Source organism: Leifsonia sp. Y878, from assembly GCF_057669685.1.
Genome location: NZ_JBYHFS010000005.1, coordinates 66,913 through 82,508, shown reverse-complemented (window position 1 = coordinate 82,508; position 15,596 = coordinate 66,913). Strand labels below are relative to the sequence as shown.

Here is a 15,596-nt window from a genome sequence, read left to right as displayed (position 1 = left end):
CCTGATCCCTGTGGCGCCCGGCTGTGGGTGCGGGCGCCACAGGGATCAACAACCACCAGGAGAAACACCCCATGACATCGCCCTCTGCATCCTTCTTCGACATCAGCGAGATGCCGTACAGCCGGCGTGGCTCATGGCTCGACATCTCGCCGGTCGTGGCGCTCCACACGGTGCGCGAGAGCCTGCACCTCGTCTCTCACCAGACCGGCATGCACGCGATCTTCGTCTTTGAGCCCCTGCACAACGGTGTGCCGGTCACGGCCAAGATTGAAGCGACGCCTTCGACCCTTCGATGGACCACGCCGACCGGCGTCATCGAAGCCGTCTTCGAGAACGAGAGCACCGTGCGACTGCGCGGTCGGACGTCGGAGCTGCGCATCGCGGACGCTGCGCCTGGGCTGACACCGTTCACCGGAACCTATTTCTTCACAGACCCGGTCGATGGCGCGGCGGTTTTCACCTCGTATGAGTCGGGCCGTCGGTACCGGGTCACGTCGCTGACCGGCACTCTTACCACCACCGGGACCGAACTCCTCGGAGCCGGCGAACGGTCGATCGTCGCACGCGGCGACGAATGGGAACTCGCTATCGAAGAATACGAGACCGCCAGAGCTCCCTATGTGCCCGCCTTCTCCTTCGACGATGTGGTCGCAGCAGTCGCCGCAGAATTCGACGAATACGTCGACCGCATTGCGCCGTGGAGGAGCGACCGCACCCCCGCTGCGTCGATGGCGTGTTATGTTCTCTGGTCAGCGACCGTCTCGCCGCGCGGGTTCCTCCAGCGCGAGTCGATTTTCATGTCGAAGCACTGGATGGACAAAGTGTGGAGCTGGGATCACTGCTTCAACGCGCTCGCCCTCGCGCCGGGGTTGCCCGAGGAAGCCCTCGATCAGTTTCTCGTCGTTTTCGACTTCCAAGACGCGGCCGGCGCGCTGCCAGACTCAGTCACGCACTCGGAGGTGCTCTACAACTACGTGAAGCCGCCCATCCACGGCTGGGCGTTCCGCCGACTCAGGGCCGCACTCGAGAGCCCGCTCAACGAGCAGGTGCTGAATGAGGTCTACGACTCGCTCGTACGGTGGACCCGGTTCTGGCTTGACCGCCGGCGCGTGCCCGGGCATCCGCTTGCCCACTACCAGCACGGCAACGACAGCGGCTGGGACAACTCCACCACCTTCGACAACGACCGCGTGATCGAAGCCCCCGACCTCGCCGCCTTCCTCGTGGTGCAACTGGACGTGCTCGCCGAGCTTGCCGCCGAAATCGGCCGCACCGATGAGGTGCCGGAATGGCGGCGGGAGGGCCGCGCGATGCTGGACGCCTTGCTTGAGCTGTGGGACGGGGATACCTTCGTCGCCAAAGCGGCGACGGGCGGTCGCCCGAGCAAGAAGACATCGCTTCTAAACAACCTGCCGATCATCGCCGCCCCTCATCTTCCGGACACCACAAACAGCCTCATCACGGCCAGGATCTCGCGACACCTCACCGAATTCGGGCCCTCGACCCAACTCGTAGACAGCGACGAGTACGAGTCGGACGGCTACTGGCGCGGCCCCATCTGGGCACCATCGACGGCGCTCGTCGAAGACGGACTCCGTCGAGCCGGTCACAGCGAGCTCGCCGATCAGATCAGCGAACGGTTCCGCCGCCTCTGCGAGCGCTCTGGCTTTGCGGAGAACTTCGACGCTCTGACCGGCGAGGGCCTCCGCGACCGCGCCTACACCTGGACGGCGAGCTGCTATCTGATTCTCGGCCGGGAATTCGAGCAGCGCCGCCCGCCCGCACCGGCTCAGAGCTGAATGCGGCGACCGCGACCACCGTCATGCTGCTTTCTTCTCAGCCGCGTGTGAAGCGTCGACGAATAAGGTACGCCGCGGCGCCGAGGAGCAGAAGCACGACACCGGCAGCGAGGATGCCGCCAACCTCGGTTCCCGTTGCGGCGAGCGCCGATGCCGCCGCTACCGACGTCGCGACCGCCGCCGTCGAGACAACCGCCGCCGGGTCAACCGGCGCCGTACCAACCGCGAAGGTGTTCGACGCTACAACCGCGTTGCCGGCGCTGTTGCCGGCAGAATCCGCCAGACCCGTCAGGTTCACAGAGATCACGTTGCCCGTAGTGGCGGTGTTCGGGTCGGGCGTGAATATAGCGCTGAAGGTAACCCCGCCATCGGCGGATGCCACGGGTGACAGCGTGCCGTTCGCCACGGTCACGTTGGCGTTCGAGAACCCGACGACCGCCCGCGAGAAGCGGAACGTGACGACCGAGGTCTCCCCCGCGCCGATCGCTGTGTTGGAGACCGTGATGACGAGGGTCAGTGGCGCTGCGGCCACGTTGTCGACCGCGTAGTTGTTCGAGTCAACCGTGCCGACGCCGGTGTTGCCGGCGAGGTCGCTCACACCGGCAAGAGCAAGCGTGATGACGTTGGTTGCATCGGAGATGTCGGCCATCGGGGTGAACGTGGCCGTCCAGGTGATGCCGCCGTCTGAGGAATTCACGGATGACAGGCTGCCGTTGGCCACGGTGAGGTCGGTGTTGTCGAAGCCGGTGACGGCCTCGGAGAACGTGATCGTCACGAGGGACGTCTCGCCAGCCGCAAGCGCGCTGTCGGCCACGATGATGGTCGATGTCGGAGAAAGGGTGTCGATTGCGTAGTTGTTCGAGTCGGTGTTACCGAAGCCCGCGTTGCCGGAACTGCTGCTCACGATGCGGGCGAGGTCAAGCGTGATCCGGTTGGTGGAATCCTCGACGCTGCCATGGGGAGTGAACGTGGCCTTCCACGTTATGCCGCCGTCGCTGGAAGCGACATCCGGTCAATAGTGGTACGCCGCCGAGCAGGTCTGCTGATCGGCGGTCTGTCCTCGCAGCCCTTCGATGACCTCAGGAACACCGTCCGCAGCCGGGTCGGTTGGTGCGGCATCGTCAGGAGGTGTGTCGCTGGCATCCGCTTCGGGAAGAGGCGCCTCGTCGATTGAGGCGGGCGGCACGACGGTCACTTCCGCTCCGAGAGCGCCCTCGTCCAGGGCGAACGGTTGGTCCGACTGGATCTTCTCCATCAGCCGGTCGGCCAGCTCAGGATCAGGAATGACCTTGTTCTGGTCGTCAGGGTCGGTCATGTTCGGGAACTGAACGAAGACGAGCTTCTCCAAATCGAGATCCTTCAACGTCATCGCCATGCTGGCCATTCTGGTGAGGTCGGCCAGCGAGTCCGAGAGGCTGACATTCTCCGCCGCGGCGTTGGCGAGCTTCAGCACCTTCGACACGTCGGTCAATGTCTCGCTGCTTTTCATCACCCGCATCAGCGATGACATATAGGCCTGTTGCGACGAAATACGGGAGAGGTCGCTGCCATCTCCGACGCCTTTGCGAGAACGCAAATAGGACAGCGCCTGCTGGCCCGACACATTGGTGACTCCGGCGGGCAGGTCGAGCCCCGACAGCGGGTCGTTGACAGCCTCGTCCAGGCAGATGGGCACGCCGCCGACCGCGTCACTCATCGCCACCGTGCCCGCGAAGGTGAATGTGGCGGCGTACGGGATCATGAGTCCGGTGAGCTCCTCGACGGTTGCGCGCACACACCCGAGCCCGCCCCGCTCAAAGGCCGCATTCAGCGGCTGGGCGGACATCGCCCAGAATTCTTCGCCGCTGGCAGGGTCGACGCATTCGGGGTGAGGGATGACGAGATCGCGGGGCAGACTCAGTACGACAGCACTCTTGTGATCGGCCGCGACGTGGAAAACCATGTTCACATCGTTCAGGATGGCGTCGCCGCGGTCGCCGTATTCTTCGCCTTGCTCCGTGGAGTTGTCGGCGCCGACCACAAGTACATTGAAGCCGCCCTCAAACGCGCCAAGGGCAGGAAGCGGTTCATCGTTCCCGTTCGAGATGTCGACCGCGTTGCTGGAAACGCTGGCTCCCAGCTGCCAGACCGCGAACGCTGCCACGCCCGCCCCACTCACCAGGATGACGGCTAGCGAGGCGGCAACAGTTTTCAGAGCTGGCAGGCCGATCGCTCGCCAGCGGGACAGAGGTCTCTGATGCCGCGGTGTGTGCATGGCTGGCGTGCCGAGGTTCGCTGTGGCGGGGTTCTGTGGGGCAGGGCTGGGTGCTGTCTTGACTCGTTGCCTCGTCATCACGCTCCTTTAACGCACACTCGCGATCGCACACAGGAGACTAACGTGCTGCTCGCATGAACATGTTGCAGTCCGTGCGGAGCGTCGGTTCTTCGCGAAGACGCTGGCCCTAGGCGGAATGCCCGCGGGGAGCGCGGTGTCAGTGGCCCCTGTTTGGCTAGGCTCTTGCTTTTTAGGTATCGCAGCCGATGCCGTCCTTGTCGCGGTCGAGTTTGGTGCTGTAACCCGGTTGTCCTGCGTAGAGCGGAGCCGCTCCCGCAGCGCGCACAGCGTCGCAGTTGGCGTAGTAGACCTCGACTGGCGCAGGAGCAGGTTCAGGAGCTGGAGCTGGAGCAGGAGCTGGTTCTGGAGCTGGAGCTGGCGCTGGCGCCGGTGCCTGAGGTGCAACAGCCACTACAGGAGCCGGTGCCGCAGCGAACGAGGAGGTTAGTGCCAACTCGTCCGGGCAGGAGCCGAGGATTCGGCCCATAGCGTCGTGCTCAGCCTGGGTGACCCACAGACCGTAAGTCGCCTTCACTGATACCTGGCGGGCGACATAGCCACAGCGAAACGCCTTATTCGACGGCAACCATGTCGCCGTGTCTCCGTCGCCCTTTTGTGCGTTGGAGCTGCCATCCACAGCGAGGAGGTTAAGGGGATCGTTTGCCAGCGAAACGCGCTGGGCTTGAGTGAGCTGCTGAGCGCCCGTCTGCCACGCATTCGACAGAGCTACTACGTGGTCGATCTGCACGAACGCTGACGTATCCTGACCTCGAACGAACGCGATTGAGCCGGCCGTGAATGGCGAGACAAGGTCGCCGGTCATTACTCGGCAGGATCCCGATTTGGTGATTGCAGTCAGGTCTCGAGCGAGGATGTCATTGCGGGTGTCGCACCCGTTGCGATCAACGTCTATCCAGGCGGTGCCGAACATGCCAGTGCGGTCGTAGCCGGTCTTTGCGGCTTTGCCCTTGACGGGGAGAGTTGCGAGGAGACCGAGCGCTGTAGTGTCGGTGACGCTTGTGTCAACGGCTACGACTGATGCGTCCTCCGTCGGCGCGGAGACGGTCGAAGGGTCGACCGGTGCTGCTTCGGAGAATTCCGGCGCGGGTGTTGTTGTCGGGGTCGGGGTTGCACTGGGTTGCGCGCTAGCTGCGGGCCGCTCAGCCACGCGAGCTTCACTTCCACCAGTCGCCGCAGCGGCGACGCCACCTGAGATGAACAGGGCAAGACTGGCGACCAGCGCAATCGCAGCGGTCTTACGGGCTGGAATTGACGCCCCTGTCCGCCGGCCGGTGACTGTCACGTACACAGCCGTCACCAAACCGGCCATCCCAAGAATTACGAGAATCGCTGGGAAGCCGCCGACGATCGCGTACATCAGCGCGAAGAAAGCGACCAAGCCGCAAAGGATCCCGGTATTGAGAGTCGGCTTGAACCGCGCCAGCTTTGAGGTAGATACCTCAGGGCGCTGAGTCTTCGCTACCTGGTCTGTCCCGAGCATAAGGGCATCGAGCACGCTCTTCACTCGGGCACCCTCGCCGCGGGACATGCAGAAGTCGACAGCATTGCCTGAAGCAATCAACGACACTTTCGCCTTCAAGAACCCATCTGGCGAAGTCGTGACACTCGTCATGCTCGTGACGGGGATCGTCTCGGTCACGCTCTTGCCGCCCCTGACTCGAGCCACCAGCCCAGCTGCGGACTTCCCATCCGTTTTGTTCCGAGGCCGCGTCCACTCGATTCGATCCCGGAAAACGGAGACGGTGGCGTTCTTGTCGTCGATTCGAGCCGCAAAAATAAGGAATGGTGTTGTGTCGCCTGTTTGAGCCTTCATCGGCTCTCGTTGGTGCTCGCTAAAGTCAGTCATCTGGTCCCCTATCTCACTGCACTCAGTCCCGAGTCCAGATATGCCTCTTTGAACGTACTGGAGGCAGAGATAGGCCGAAGACCGGGCGCACCCCCCAGAAAGGGACGCAACCGACGCTGCTGGTGGGGCCATTCGGCTCGTGGCTATTCGCGAACATCGAGTTGTTCAGCTGGCATCAGACCGATGCGCCCAGTTCCCCGGTTGCGTCCTTTTTCTTGCTCTTCGCCGTGCTTGATCCCGGTCGCCCGGGTGACCCCGTCAGGAGCGCACCTCCCCCAGTACGGCGCCCTACTCCTCGACTGCGGGGATCGGTTCCTTCGGGAGCTTCCGCACCTTGGTGCGCCGACGACGGCGTTCGGGCACCATCGAACGCATCTCGTCGAGCTTGCCGAAGCAAAGCAGCCTGTCGCTGGCCTCAAGCACGAGATCACCCTTGGGGTTGGGCACGACAGTGGCCCCGCGGTGCAGCGTCAGCACCGTGATGTCACGCTCGCCCAATCCGGAGTCGGCCAACCGTTTTCCGACGAAATCGGCGTTGCTGTAGACGATGATCTCGGCGACGCCGTATCCCGTTGAGACGCTGAGACGCTGGCGCACGTCGATCTCGGGGAAGCCGACCTGGTCGGAGATGTAGTCGATGATCGCACCGGCCACATCCAGGTTCGTTGCCCGCTCGATACCCTCGAGACCCGGCGACGAGTTGACCTCCATGATCAAGGGGCCGTCGTTGCCCTCAAGCATGTCGACGCCGGCGACGCGCAGACCCATGATCTGCGCGGCCCGCACGGCGGCCCGGTGGTACTCAGGGGTCAGCTCGACCGGCTCAACCGTGCCACCACGGTGCACGTTCGAGCGGAACTCGTCGCCGCTGGCCACCCGGCGCATCGCCGCCACCACGCGGTCCCCCACCACAAGGGCACGGATGTCGCGGCCGCGGCTCTCCGAGATAAAGCTCTGAATCAGCACGTTCTGCTTCGTCGAGTGCAGCGTCTCGATGATCGCCTCTGCGACCTTCACCTCTGGTGCGAGGATCACGCCGATGCCCTGGGTGCCCTCAAGCAGCTTGATCACCACGGGGGCGCCGCCCACTCGCTCGATGGCCAGGCGAACATCCGCTCGGCTGTGTACGAACGCCGTCGCCGGCATGGCGATGTCGTGCCGGGACAGAATCTGGCTGGCCCGCAGCTTGTCGCGCGCGTTAGTGATGCCGTTCGCGGTGTTGGGTGTGTAGACATCCATCTGCTCGAACTGGCGAACAACGGCGGTGCCGAAGTAGGTGATCGAGTTGCCGATGCGGGGCAGGATGGCGTCGTAGTCCGACAACAGTCGACCGCGGTACTGCAGGTCGGGCTCTGCGCCAGACAAGTCGATCGCGAAACGCAGCGTGTTCAGCACCTTCACCTGGTGCCCGCGCTGCAATCCTGCCGCTTTGAGCCTCTGGGTCGAATACGACTGTGGGGCACGCGAGAGGATAGCCAATTTCATCGGTGGAACCTGCCAAGATAAGTGAGTGAGCGAACCGATCTATTCAACCACTATTGCGGGCTGGCGCGAGTGGATCGGCCTACCCGGTATCGGCGTGCCGTGGATCAAAGCGAAGTTCGACACTGGCGCACGCAGCTCGGCCCTGCACGCCTTCGACGTCGAGGAATTCACCCGCCCAGCCGACGTCGACAACGCAGGCGAAGCGGATGGCGCATCCGTCGACTGGGTGCGCTTTCGGGTGCGGCCCTGGCAGCGGTCGGAGAATGACGACGTCGTTGTCGAATGCCCGGTGCACGATCGCCGCGTGGTGCGCAGTTCTTCTGGACACACCGAGGAACGCATCGTCGTGCTGCTCGACATCGAACTCTTCAATCGGACGATCACGGCCGAGACGACGCTGAGCAACCGCGACCAAATGGGCTTCCGGATGCTCATCGGCCGCGAGGCGCTGAGCCAGGGATTCCTGGTGGATGCCAGCAAGTCATTTCTCGGTGGGCGAGCGCCGAAAGAGGTCCGCCGCCACAATCGCGGGCGTTCCTGACCGGTTGGGGCGCTCCCACGGTTCAGTGTCTCTTGCCCCCGAGACCAGGAACGGATGCGACCTGCTTCATCCACGCCGCGACCTGGCTTTCGTCAAGGTCGTCCACTGACTCAAGCTCCACACCCCGTGTCGATTTGCCCATGCCCACCGGCGTCACCGGCGGTACTGGCTCAAGCACCGCGCCATTGATAAACATCAGCTTGACGTGACCGGCGAATCCACCGCAGCTGAAGCACCACCCGTCGCCGACGCCGTAGTACGCCATGCCCCATTTCACGGAGCGCTGAAGATCGGGCAGCGTCTTGGCCGCCAGCGCATCGACCGCTTCGGCGATGTCGCGCTGCGGCTGCGGCAGGCTGGCGATGTACGCGAGGACCGGCTTGTCGCCGACCGCCGCTTTCGCGGGGCTCGCCCTGCCCGTCATGGCTTCCGGCAGCGTCCAGGCGGCGTCGTCTTGTGTCGCAGTGACCTTTGCCGGTTTCTGGACTTGGCTCTTGCCGATCCCACTGTCATCCATGGCCGAATTTTACGCCTGACACATTTGCGAGGGTAGGACTCGACGCGTTGCTACGCGACAGGCTGATGGGCATAGCGCTCGGGCAGCGGGCTGGGCCCTCACCGGATATCTCCTGAACTCGCCGATCCCCCGCATCCTCAGTGGTTCGCTGGGTGCCGCTATGGTCAGGTGTGCTCACCTTGGATATCGCCCAGTCAATGCTGTGGTTCTGGACGGCCTACGTAGTCGTCACCGCCGTCGGAATCGGCCACACGGTCTTCAACTGGAAGGTCCTCGGAATGAACGACGAGGGCGTCACAATCACGTCGGTGTACGACATCTCGTCGTACCGTCTTACGCTGCCGTGGCATCCGTTGTACAACATCCTGTTGTTCCCTCCGGCTGCGATTGCGTACTTCGCGATCGTGCGACCGGATGACGTCTGGGCTCACGCATGGACGTTGGCCATTGTCTGGGCGGTGGTCGCCATCGTCGTCGACGTGATCGGCTGGGTACTCATCCGGCACCCCTGGAGCATGACCTGGCACGGCATGTATGTGGCGTACCAGCCGTGGCTGACCCTCATCTATGCGGCGATCTTCGCCGCTCCCCTGCTGGCAGCGGTGCTCGTGTAGCAAGCCCGTTGGCGGATGCCGCCGCCTGACGTCTGACTCCTGACGCTTTGGTGGCATCATCAGAAATTTAGTGACCGCCTCGGCGAGCGCGTAGCCTGCGTACGTGACCGACTTCCCGCAGCTCCCCGACAGCGCACTCGCGATCGACGCGTTGGAACTCGCATCGACGCTGGAACACGCCGCGATCTTGGCGCACAGCGTCCGGGTCTTCCTTCTCGGCCGGCTGATCGCTGACCGACGAGGGTTTCGCCAGGGGGCGGACTTCGACGCGGAGCTGTTCTTCGTTGCAAGCGTCTTCCACGACATCGGGACCACCGAGCGTTTCAATGGGCCGCAGCGGTTCGAGGTCGAAGGCGCCGATGCGTCTAGCGCCTTCTTGACCTCACACGGGTTTTCCGGGTCTGACGTCGACGCGGTCTGGGAGGCGATCGCTCTGCACACATCGCCTGGGATCGCTGAACGGCGCGGGCCTCTAACCACACTCGTCCGCGCGGGCGTCCTGATGGACTTCACGACGCCGACGGAGGTGACCGATGAAGCGGTTGCCGCCATAGAAGGCGCCTACCCACGTGCTGCGATCGAGGAGGTTCTCGGCTCAGCGGTCGTGACTCAGTGCATCGCAAACCCAGCCAAGGCACCTGCCTCTTCATGGCCGGGAGATCTCTACCGCGCCTACTTGGCTGACCCGGCCCACCGTGGTGTCAATCCAGCCTTCTGACTCGGCTCCCGCGTTCCCGGCACCCCGGTTGTCAGAGCGGGCACGATGCCCGACGAGCTGTTTGCCTGACGCCGCTACGGCGGCGCCTGCCTGATACCAGCCGCCGGAAGCGTCACCTCGGTCACCCATGTTGACAGAACAGCAAAGATGTACACGGCATCGATGGCACGAAACGATGATCATGGCCAACACGAACCAAGTATGAGCAGCTTGGTAGGTCATGGCTTCGTGAGAGCCGAACGACGACGACGTTGTCGAATGCCCGGCGCACGATCGCCGCTGGTGCGCAGTTCCTCTGGACACAGCGAGGAACGCATCGTCGTGCTGCTCGACATCGCACTCTTAGGGCGAACGATCACGGCCGAGACGACGCTGAATAACCGCGACCAGATGGGCTTCCGGATGCTCATTGGCCGCGAGGCGCTGAGCCAGGGATTCCTGGTGGATGCCAGTAAGTCATTTCTCGGTGGTCGCGCACCTAAAGAGGTCCGCCGCCACAATCGCGGGCGTTCCTGACCTGTTGCGGTCTTCACCACACCTCGTGACGTGGAAACGCCGCTACAGGCGTCGTCGGCGTCTGCCCCGAGCCTGAACCAGCCGCCGGAAGCGTCACCCGACGCACCGATGGCGATGGCGCCGTCAGTTCCATCCGACTTCATCGCCTTCAAATCGACACATTCGGGATGAGGGATGACGACACCGCGAGGCAGGCTCAGTACGACAGCGCTCTCGTGATCGGCCGCGACGTGGAAAACCATGTTCACGTCGTTCAGGATCGCGTCGCCGCGGTTCACCATCAAACTCCCTCAACCATCACACGAAAACAGATCAGTCAATGTGCTGCGCGGCCGTTTTGCGGAACGGATGAAGCCATCACAACGACACGAGCCGACCATGACCAATAGGTCGACGCACCCCGATAGAGTTCGCATGGCTAGATAGGAGCAAACAGTGGGAAAACTCGCCGTCGAATCGATCGGTATCGCGGAATTGCTGGACAGGCTGCGCACTAACGCTTGGCTTGTACCCGCCTTCCAGCGTGATTTCGTGTGGTCGGAAGCTGACGTTACGAGCCTCGCTCTATCCGTAATAGAGGCACGACCAATCGGAATGGCGACTCTCTGGGAGCAGCCAGACGATAGCGAGCTCGCACTTGTGCCAGCCTCAATCCCAGATACGCAAAACGGCGAATCAATAGATGTGGCATTGTCTGTGGCCGAGGAGCGGCCAAAGAATTTCTTTGCGGTATTGGATGGTCGGCAACGCGCTACTGCCCTTGCAATGGTCTTTGGCGGATTGCGGGCAACAGACGCTAGACGGCGGTTCTCGGGCCGCTACTTCCTGGACGTGTCCCATGATGACCCGAGTGGTCGCGTTCGTTACATCCGAGAAGCGCAAGTGAAGAGCAACAAGTTCGACCAACTTGGCGTCTGTATTGGGGCTGGACTATTTCCCCTCGCGGCTGAATCCGATAGCGACTTGATGGGCCAGTGGTATACGTATATCCAGTCGATAAACGACCCGTCCAACTACCCTGACCAAGTGCTACCTGAGCCGGATGAGCTCGCACGGCGAAATGGCATCCTGAAGCAAGCTTTCAAAGGAATCACGGACACCGTCCTGGCGGTATACATCGTTCCATCGGAGTACACACTCGGTGAGATTTGCGAGATTTTTGAAACGCTTAACACAACAGGAACAAAGGTCTCCACCGTCGACTTGCTCCACAGCTGGCTTTACAACGACACGAGCACGGAACTCGAACCGATCCTTCTGCGCGATTGGATTGACAATTTGGGAGAGCTTGAGGGAGCTGTCGGCTGGGCCTCCAAGGCGAATCGCCCAGAAATTATTGCCCAAGCTGTGACGGCATGCTACGTCGCGTTGGATTCCGAGAAGCCCTCGCCTCGCGCAGTCGGCGGGAAATCAAAATCTATCGCAGTGACATCTATAAAGGCAGGCGACCTTCTCGCCACCCCGGCCGACTTCTGGAAGCAGGTCATTGCGAACGAGCGGAGCCTCGCTGCCTATATCGGCGACTTCCAGATGTGCGTAGCAGGCCGAAATTTCCCACTATCAGACTCGCCCTACCCCGTGACGATGGCAATGTACTCCGCGCTCCGTTGGTACATGGACCACGACAGTCGGTATGCAAAACAGTGGAATCTCGAAGAACTGAACGCACTGTTCAGAGCATTCTTTTGGCGCAACGCTCTTGCCACTCGATACGACCAAGGTTTCCTGAGCCAAAGTAGCACCGACATGAAGGTGCTAAAGGAGATACTCTTTCGGCGGGCAAAAGCACAAAACGCCAATAATTGGGCTACTACAGCCAACGATGAATTGCAGTCATCGCTCGACTTGCCCGTTCCTGAAGTGGCGTTTCTTAAGAACCAGCTGCTCCAGGCCAAGCCGGCTGGCGCGCTAGGACGAGCACTCACTCTTATAGTCCGGACCCGACCACCACAAGATCTCGTAGCCCCCGAGGTTTCGATCGCTTACCCGAGCTCGAAGCCGGTGGAACTTCACCATCTCTATCCTTTGAACTGGTGTGCCAATAATAAGCACGGAAAGCTCGGAGAGATCCTGGATTCCAACAAGGCAGAGTTCGACTATGCCAAATCGGTAGCCAATCTCACCCCCCTAACGCGCGAGAGTAACAATGCATGGCGGGCCAAGACTCCCGGGCTGGCAATGTCGGGAAACGGGGTCACATTTGAGTCAGCGAAGTCGCGGCTGGAGAACCATTTCATTTCCTCAACAGCATTTGCTGCACTAGTTGCTGACGAGCCTGACCCCCTAACCTTCTGGGAATCGAGGGCGTCCGCGATCGCAAAGGACCTGCACTCCAGGTGCACCGTCGAGCTTTAGCTAGATCATGATACGCGATACACCAGCAGCCATGGCTCCACTGTTAGCACGAGCTTTGACCACAGGGGTCGAGACAAGCATCGCCGAGCTCGCTAGTTTGCTTGGATTTCCGGCGGACGATCCTCTAGAGGCAGTGAACGCGGTCGTGCACACTATCGGAGCATGGGGGCTGGAACTGAACCCCGGCCAGGCTCGCGGAACCGTTGAATCTCCGCGAGTACTCCGTGTACCAGATGTCACCGCTTCCGACGCGATGTTTGCCAAGTTGATAGCCGAGGGCGAAGGGCCGAGCGTTGAGTTTAAGAGTTCCCTAATGTGCTCTATCCGCGATTGGCTCCGGGACGGAAGCCTGACGGAGCATGTTTCCCTACCCGGGGAGGTTCTCAAGACCATTTGCGCTTTTCTGAACAGCGACGGTGGCGACTTACTCATCGGAATCAACGATGACGGCGAAGTGTGCGGAGGTATCGAGCGCGACCTTGAACTCAAAGGCTGGGACTTGGACAAGTGGCAGCTGCACCTTGTTTCACTCATTGAGGGACGCTTTCTCGACGGCTCGATGGTGATGCCCTACGTCCGGATACAGATCCACCTACTCGGCAGCGCAGCGGTTGCGCACATTTCAGTGATGCACCGAACGACCCGCTCCTTCGCTCGAAGGGAAAAATCTAGCCGATACGAGTTCTTTGTCCGGAACGGTTCGCGATCTGACTCGCTCGAGCTCCCGGCCTTCTATGCCCACCTACAGTCGCGGGGAGGAATCTAGCCCTACCAGCGTCGATGATGTTCCAATAACACAGCCGGAAACGTGACCTTTATGATGCTCGCTGCTTGGGCTTGGCCCACGCCCGTGCTGACGCAGCCGTGTGACCGAGCGTTGCTGCAGCAGACTGCGCTTGCAAACTAAGAGCGTTCACCCGGTTTTCGACTCGACTGGGAATTACTGAGGCCAAGTAAACAACATCGATCACGTCGTGATGGCGGCGATCGCCCCGGCGATCCCCTGTGAGGATTGATCGAGGCGCGCGGGTATGACGCGGGTATGAATGGGGAGCGCGTTGACCCTGCACCGACCGGGGCAGAACGGAGCGTGTCCGGCTCGACTCATTCTCGCCTCACCCTCGCTGATTGCGACGCTTCGCCTCATGACCAACACAGCCACCCATACTCGGTCCAACCAGATCGTGACCTGCAGTACCTACGGATCGTTACCCACGTTGCCGTGAAAAACTCAGGTAAGACACCGAGGGGCTTCTCTGAGGGACCTGCGCACCGTGACGCATCAGCGTTCGTCCGCCAACGGACGCTGCTAAGGCGTCGTAGGCGCCTGCCCGATACTGAGCCAGCCGCCGGAAGCGGCGCCCGGTGCGCCCGTGGCGCCAGCGCCGCCAGTCCCCTGCGACTTCATCGCCTTCAGCTGACGCTCGATGTCGGCTCGTGACGCCAACTCGGACAGCTGACGCTCGATGTCGGCATCCGGTGCCGCTGTCAGGTCTTGCAGGGCGCCGCTCGACAGCAACTCGTCGGTGGCCTGCGCGCGGGCCTGCATCTGGGCGACGCGATCACGGGCCCGATCGAGGCTGGCGCCGACATCGTTCATGTTCGCGCCGACCCCCGCAACGGCCTCGTTCGCCCGAACCTGTGCCTCGGAAGCACTGTAGGTGGCCTTCATCGTCTCTTTCTCGACGCGGAACGCGGCAATCTGCTCGGCCAGCCGACGCTCCCGCTCCTGCAGCTGGGACATCTGCTTCTGCAGCGAACCGTGCTGCGCCTGCAGCGCCCCCACCTGGCCTTCGAGCGCGGCGCGGCGTTGAAGGGCCGTGCGGGCGAGATCCTCGCGCCCCTGCTCCATCGCTTCGATAGCTTGAGCGCCCAGACGCCCGTAGCGCGCACCCATCTCCTCCCCCTGCAGCTCGATGCGCTTCTTCGCCGTTGCAACTTCGGCGACGGCCTGGCGCACCTGGTGGAGCAGCTTCACCTGCTGCTCGTAACTGTCATCGAGGGCGTCGCGCGGGTCCTCCATGCGGTTCAGCGCCTTGGAGGTCTTGGTGCGAAAGATGGTGCGCACCCGTGCGGTGTTGTCACTCATGACTGGACTCCTCTGGTCTGGAAGCGATCAGTTGATTGGTACTTGGTGGGGGTGTCGGCGCGGAGGTAGCCGCCATTCAGATGCGCCAGCTCCTCCAGCCCCGCGTGCAGGGCAGCCGTCTCCAGGTCGACCTCGGCATGCAGGGAAGAAAGCGCGGCGCCGGTGGGGTCGCCGAGTCCGTCGGCAACGGATGCTCGCAGCTTGCGGATCATGTCGGAGATTTGGTCGACCGCCAGGCCCGCTGCGGCCAGTTCATCGGTCAGTGCGGCGGCATCCGTCTCGCTCTCCATCAGGCGCAACTGTGCCCGCAGGGCGGTCCCCTCTGCCTCGATGCGCCGGAACAACCGGGGAAGGTCGCCGCGACGGCCGTTGCTGCGAACGGCGAGGTCGATCGCCGCCCGTCCGCTGTCGAGGGCCTCATTGAGCTGCATCTGCAGCGCGAAGACCTTGCGTCGTGGACCCCAGCTCCACTGCGCGCGACTCTTTAGAACCGCCCCGTTTATCGTGCGGCTTCGGCGGATGCGGCGATACAGCATCCGCACAATCAGGAAGAAGGTGAGCGCCGAGACGGCAATGATGACCGCGAAAGAAATCAGCACTCCGAACAGGATGTCCATGATTTCCTCCCGCACCGCGTCGCAAGCTTCGAGTCCATGAGTTGCACCTCCGTGTTGTCTCGCGCGCGACCCCAGTGTCGCAATCGCGATATATCTCAACTTACGCGTTCGGGAGCGCGAGCGAAAGGAGTCTCGACAGATCCTCAGTGATGAAGTAAGGGAGC

The 15,596-nt window shown here is 62.3% G+C and carries 13 protein-coding genes and 1 pseudogene; 7 read left to right on the top strand and 7 right to left on the bottom strand.

The window, feature by feature from the left end; all coding sequences use genetic code 11:
- Positions 1-71: 71 nt before the first annotated feature.
- Positions 72-1,799 (top strand): amylo-alpha-1,6-glucosidase, encoded by a 1,728-nt coding sequence (locus tag AC25Y4_RS15535; protein WP_488121337.1) that lies wholly within the window; start codon positions 72-74, stop codon positions 1,797-1,799.
- A 37-nt stretch (positions 1,800-1,836) separates the two neighbouring features.
- Here the strand turns inward: AC25Y4_RS15535 and AC25Y4_RS15530 are convergent.
- The 4 genes and pseudogenes from AC25Y4_RS15530 to AC25Y4_RS15515 form a co-directional block, all read right to left on the bottom strand.
- Positions 1,837-2,796 (bottom strand): annotated as a pseudogene (locus AC25Y4_RS15530) (Ig-like domain-containing protein); the annotation flags it as partial.
- 15 nt (positions 2,797-2,811) lie between these two features.
- A complete protein-coding gene (locus AC25Y4_RS15525) occupies positions 2,812-4,131 on the bottom strand; it encodes an LCP family protein (protein ID WP_488121336.1) in 1,320 nt (439 codons plus the stop codon).
- Between the two features lie 172 nt (positions 4,132-4,303).
- The gene (locus AC25Y4_RS15520) at positions 4,304-5,947 is read right to left on the bottom strand and encodes a GmrSD restriction endonuclease domain-containing protein (protein ID WP_488121335.1); all 1,644 of its coding nucleotides are present in this window, start codon (positions 5,945-5,947) and stop codon (positions 4,304-4,306) included.
- Positions 5,948-6,268: 321 nt separating this feature from the next.
- Complete coding sequence (locus tag AC25Y4_RS15515; RefSeq protein ID WP_488121334.1) at positions 6,269-7,465, bottom strand: RimK family alpha-L-glutamate ligase; 1,197 nt, start codon at positions 7,463-7,465, stop codon at positions 6,269-6,271.
- 25 nt (positions 7,466-7,490) lie between these two features.
- Here AC25Y4_RS15515 and AC25Y4_RS15510 point away from each other — a divergent pair, with 25 nt between their 5' ends.
- Positions 7,491-8,006, top strand: coding sequence for an ATP-dependent zinc protease family protein (locus AC25Y4_RS15510; protein ID WP_488121333.1), 516 nt, complete (start codon positions 7,491-7,493; stop codon positions 8,004-8,006).
- A 22-nt stretch (positions 8,007-8,028) separates the two neighbouring features.
- Here the strand turns inward: AC25Y4_RS15510 and AC25Y4_RS15505 are convergent, their stop codons facing one another.
- Positions 8,029-8,523, bottom strand: coding sequence for a DUF1801 domain-containing protein (locus tag AC25Y4_RS15505; RefSeq protein WP_488121332.1), 495 nt, complete (start codon positions 8,521-8,523; stop codon positions 8,029-8,031).
- A 152-nt stretch (positions 8,524-8,675) separates the two neighbouring features.
- Between AC25Y4_RS15505 and AC25Y4_RS15500 the strand changes: the two genes are divergently transcribed.
- The 5 genes from AC25Y4_RS15500 to AC25Y4_RS15480 all read left to right on the top strand — a co-directional run bounded on the left by AC25Y4_RS15500 (position 8,676) and on the right by AC25Y4_RS15480 (position 13,492).
- Positions 8,676-9,137 carry a hypothetical protein gene (locus AC25Y4_RS15500; protein ID WP_488121331.1) on the top strand — a complete coding sequence of 154 codons (462 nt, stop codon included), beginning with the start codon at positions 8,676-8,678 and terminating at the stop codon, positions 9,135-9,137.
- 103 nt (positions 9,138-9,240) lie between these two features.
- Positions 9,241-9,855, top strand: coding sequence for an HD domain-containing protein (locus AC25Y4_RS15495; RefSeq protein ID WP_488121330.1), 615 nt, complete (start codon positions 9,241-9,243; stop codon positions 9,853-9,855).
- Between the two features lie 258 nt (positions 9,856-10,113).
- Positions 10,114-10,371: a putative ATP-dependent zinc protease gene (locus AC25Y4_RS15490; RefSeq protein WP_488121329.1), complete on the top strand. Its 258-nt coding sequence runs from the start codon at positions 10,114-10,116 to the stop codon at positions 10,369-10,371.
- Positions 10,372-10,806: 435 nt separating this feature from the next.
- On the top strand, positions 10,807-12,726 hold the full coding sequence (locus AC25Y4_RS15485) for a GmrSD restriction endonuclease domain-containing protein (protein WP_488121328.1): 1,920 nt from the start codon (positions 10,807-10,809) through the stop codon (positions 12,724-12,726).
- 55 nt (positions 12,727-12,781) lie between these two features.
- Positions 12,782-13,492: an AlbA family DNA-binding domain-containing protein gene (locus AC25Y4_RS15480; RefSeq protein ID WP_488121327.1), complete on the top strand. Its 711-nt coding sequence runs from the start codon at positions 12,782-12,784 to the stop codon at positions 13,490-13,492.
- A 543-nt stretch (positions 13,493-14,035) separates the two neighbouring features.
- Here AC25Y4_RS15480 and AC25Y4_RS15475 read toward each other — a convergent pair.
- Both AC25Y4_RS15475 and AC25Y4_RS15470 read right to left on the bottom strand, forming a co-directional pair.
- A complete protein-coding gene (locus AC25Y4_RS15475; protein ID WP_488121326.1) occupies positions 14,036-14,815 on the bottom strand; it encodes a PspA/IM30 family protein in 780 nt (259 codons plus the stop codon).
- A complete protein-coding gene (locus AC25Y4_RS15470) occupies positions 14,812-15,432 on the bottom strand; it encodes a hypothetical protein (protein ID WP_488121325.1) in 621 nt (206 codons plus the stop codon). The genes AC25Y4_RS15475 and AC25Y4_RS15470 overlap by 4 nt, the downstream gene beginning before the upstream one ends.
- Positions 15,433-15,596: the final 164 nt, after the last annotated feature.

What these genes read in the sequence shown, in the direction of transcription:
- AC25Y4_RS15535 (WP_488121337.1), top strand. Translation starts at nt 72, where the DNA reads ATGACATCGCCCTCTGCATCCTTCTTCGACATCAGCGAGATGCCGTAC.
- AC25Y4_RS15515 (WP_488121334.1), bottom strand. Translation starts at nt 7,465, where the DNA reads ATGAAATTGGCTATCCTCTCGCGTGCCCCACAGTCGTATTCGACCCAG.
- AC25Y4_RS15475 (WP_488121326.1), bottom strand. Translation starts at nt 14,815, where the DNA reads ATGAGTGACAACACCGCACGGGTGCGCACCATCTTTCGCACCAAGACC.
- AC25Y4_RS15470 (WP_488121325.1), bottom strand. Translation starts at nt 15,432, where the DNA reads ATGGACATCCTGTTCGGAGTGCTGATTTCTTTCGCGGTCATCATTGCC.
- AC25Y4_RS15505 (WP_488121332.1), bottom strand. Translation starts at nt 8,523, where the DNA reads ATGGATGACAGTGGGATCGGCAAGAGCCAAGTCCAGAAACCGGCAAAG.
- AC25Y4_RS15525 (WP_488121336.1), bottom strand. Translation starts at nt 4,131, where the DNA reads ATGACGAGGCAACGAGTCAAGACAGCACCCAGCCCTGCCCCACAGAAC.
- AC25Y4_RS15490 (WP_488121329.1), top strand. Translation starts at nt 10,114, where the DNA reads ATGCCCGGCGCACGATCGCCGCTGGTGCGCAGTTCCTCTGGACACAGC.
- AC25Y4_RS15520 (WP_488121335.1), bottom strand. Translation starts at nt 5,947, where the DNA reads ATGAAGGCTCAAACAGGCGACACAACACCATTCCTTATTTTTGCGGCT.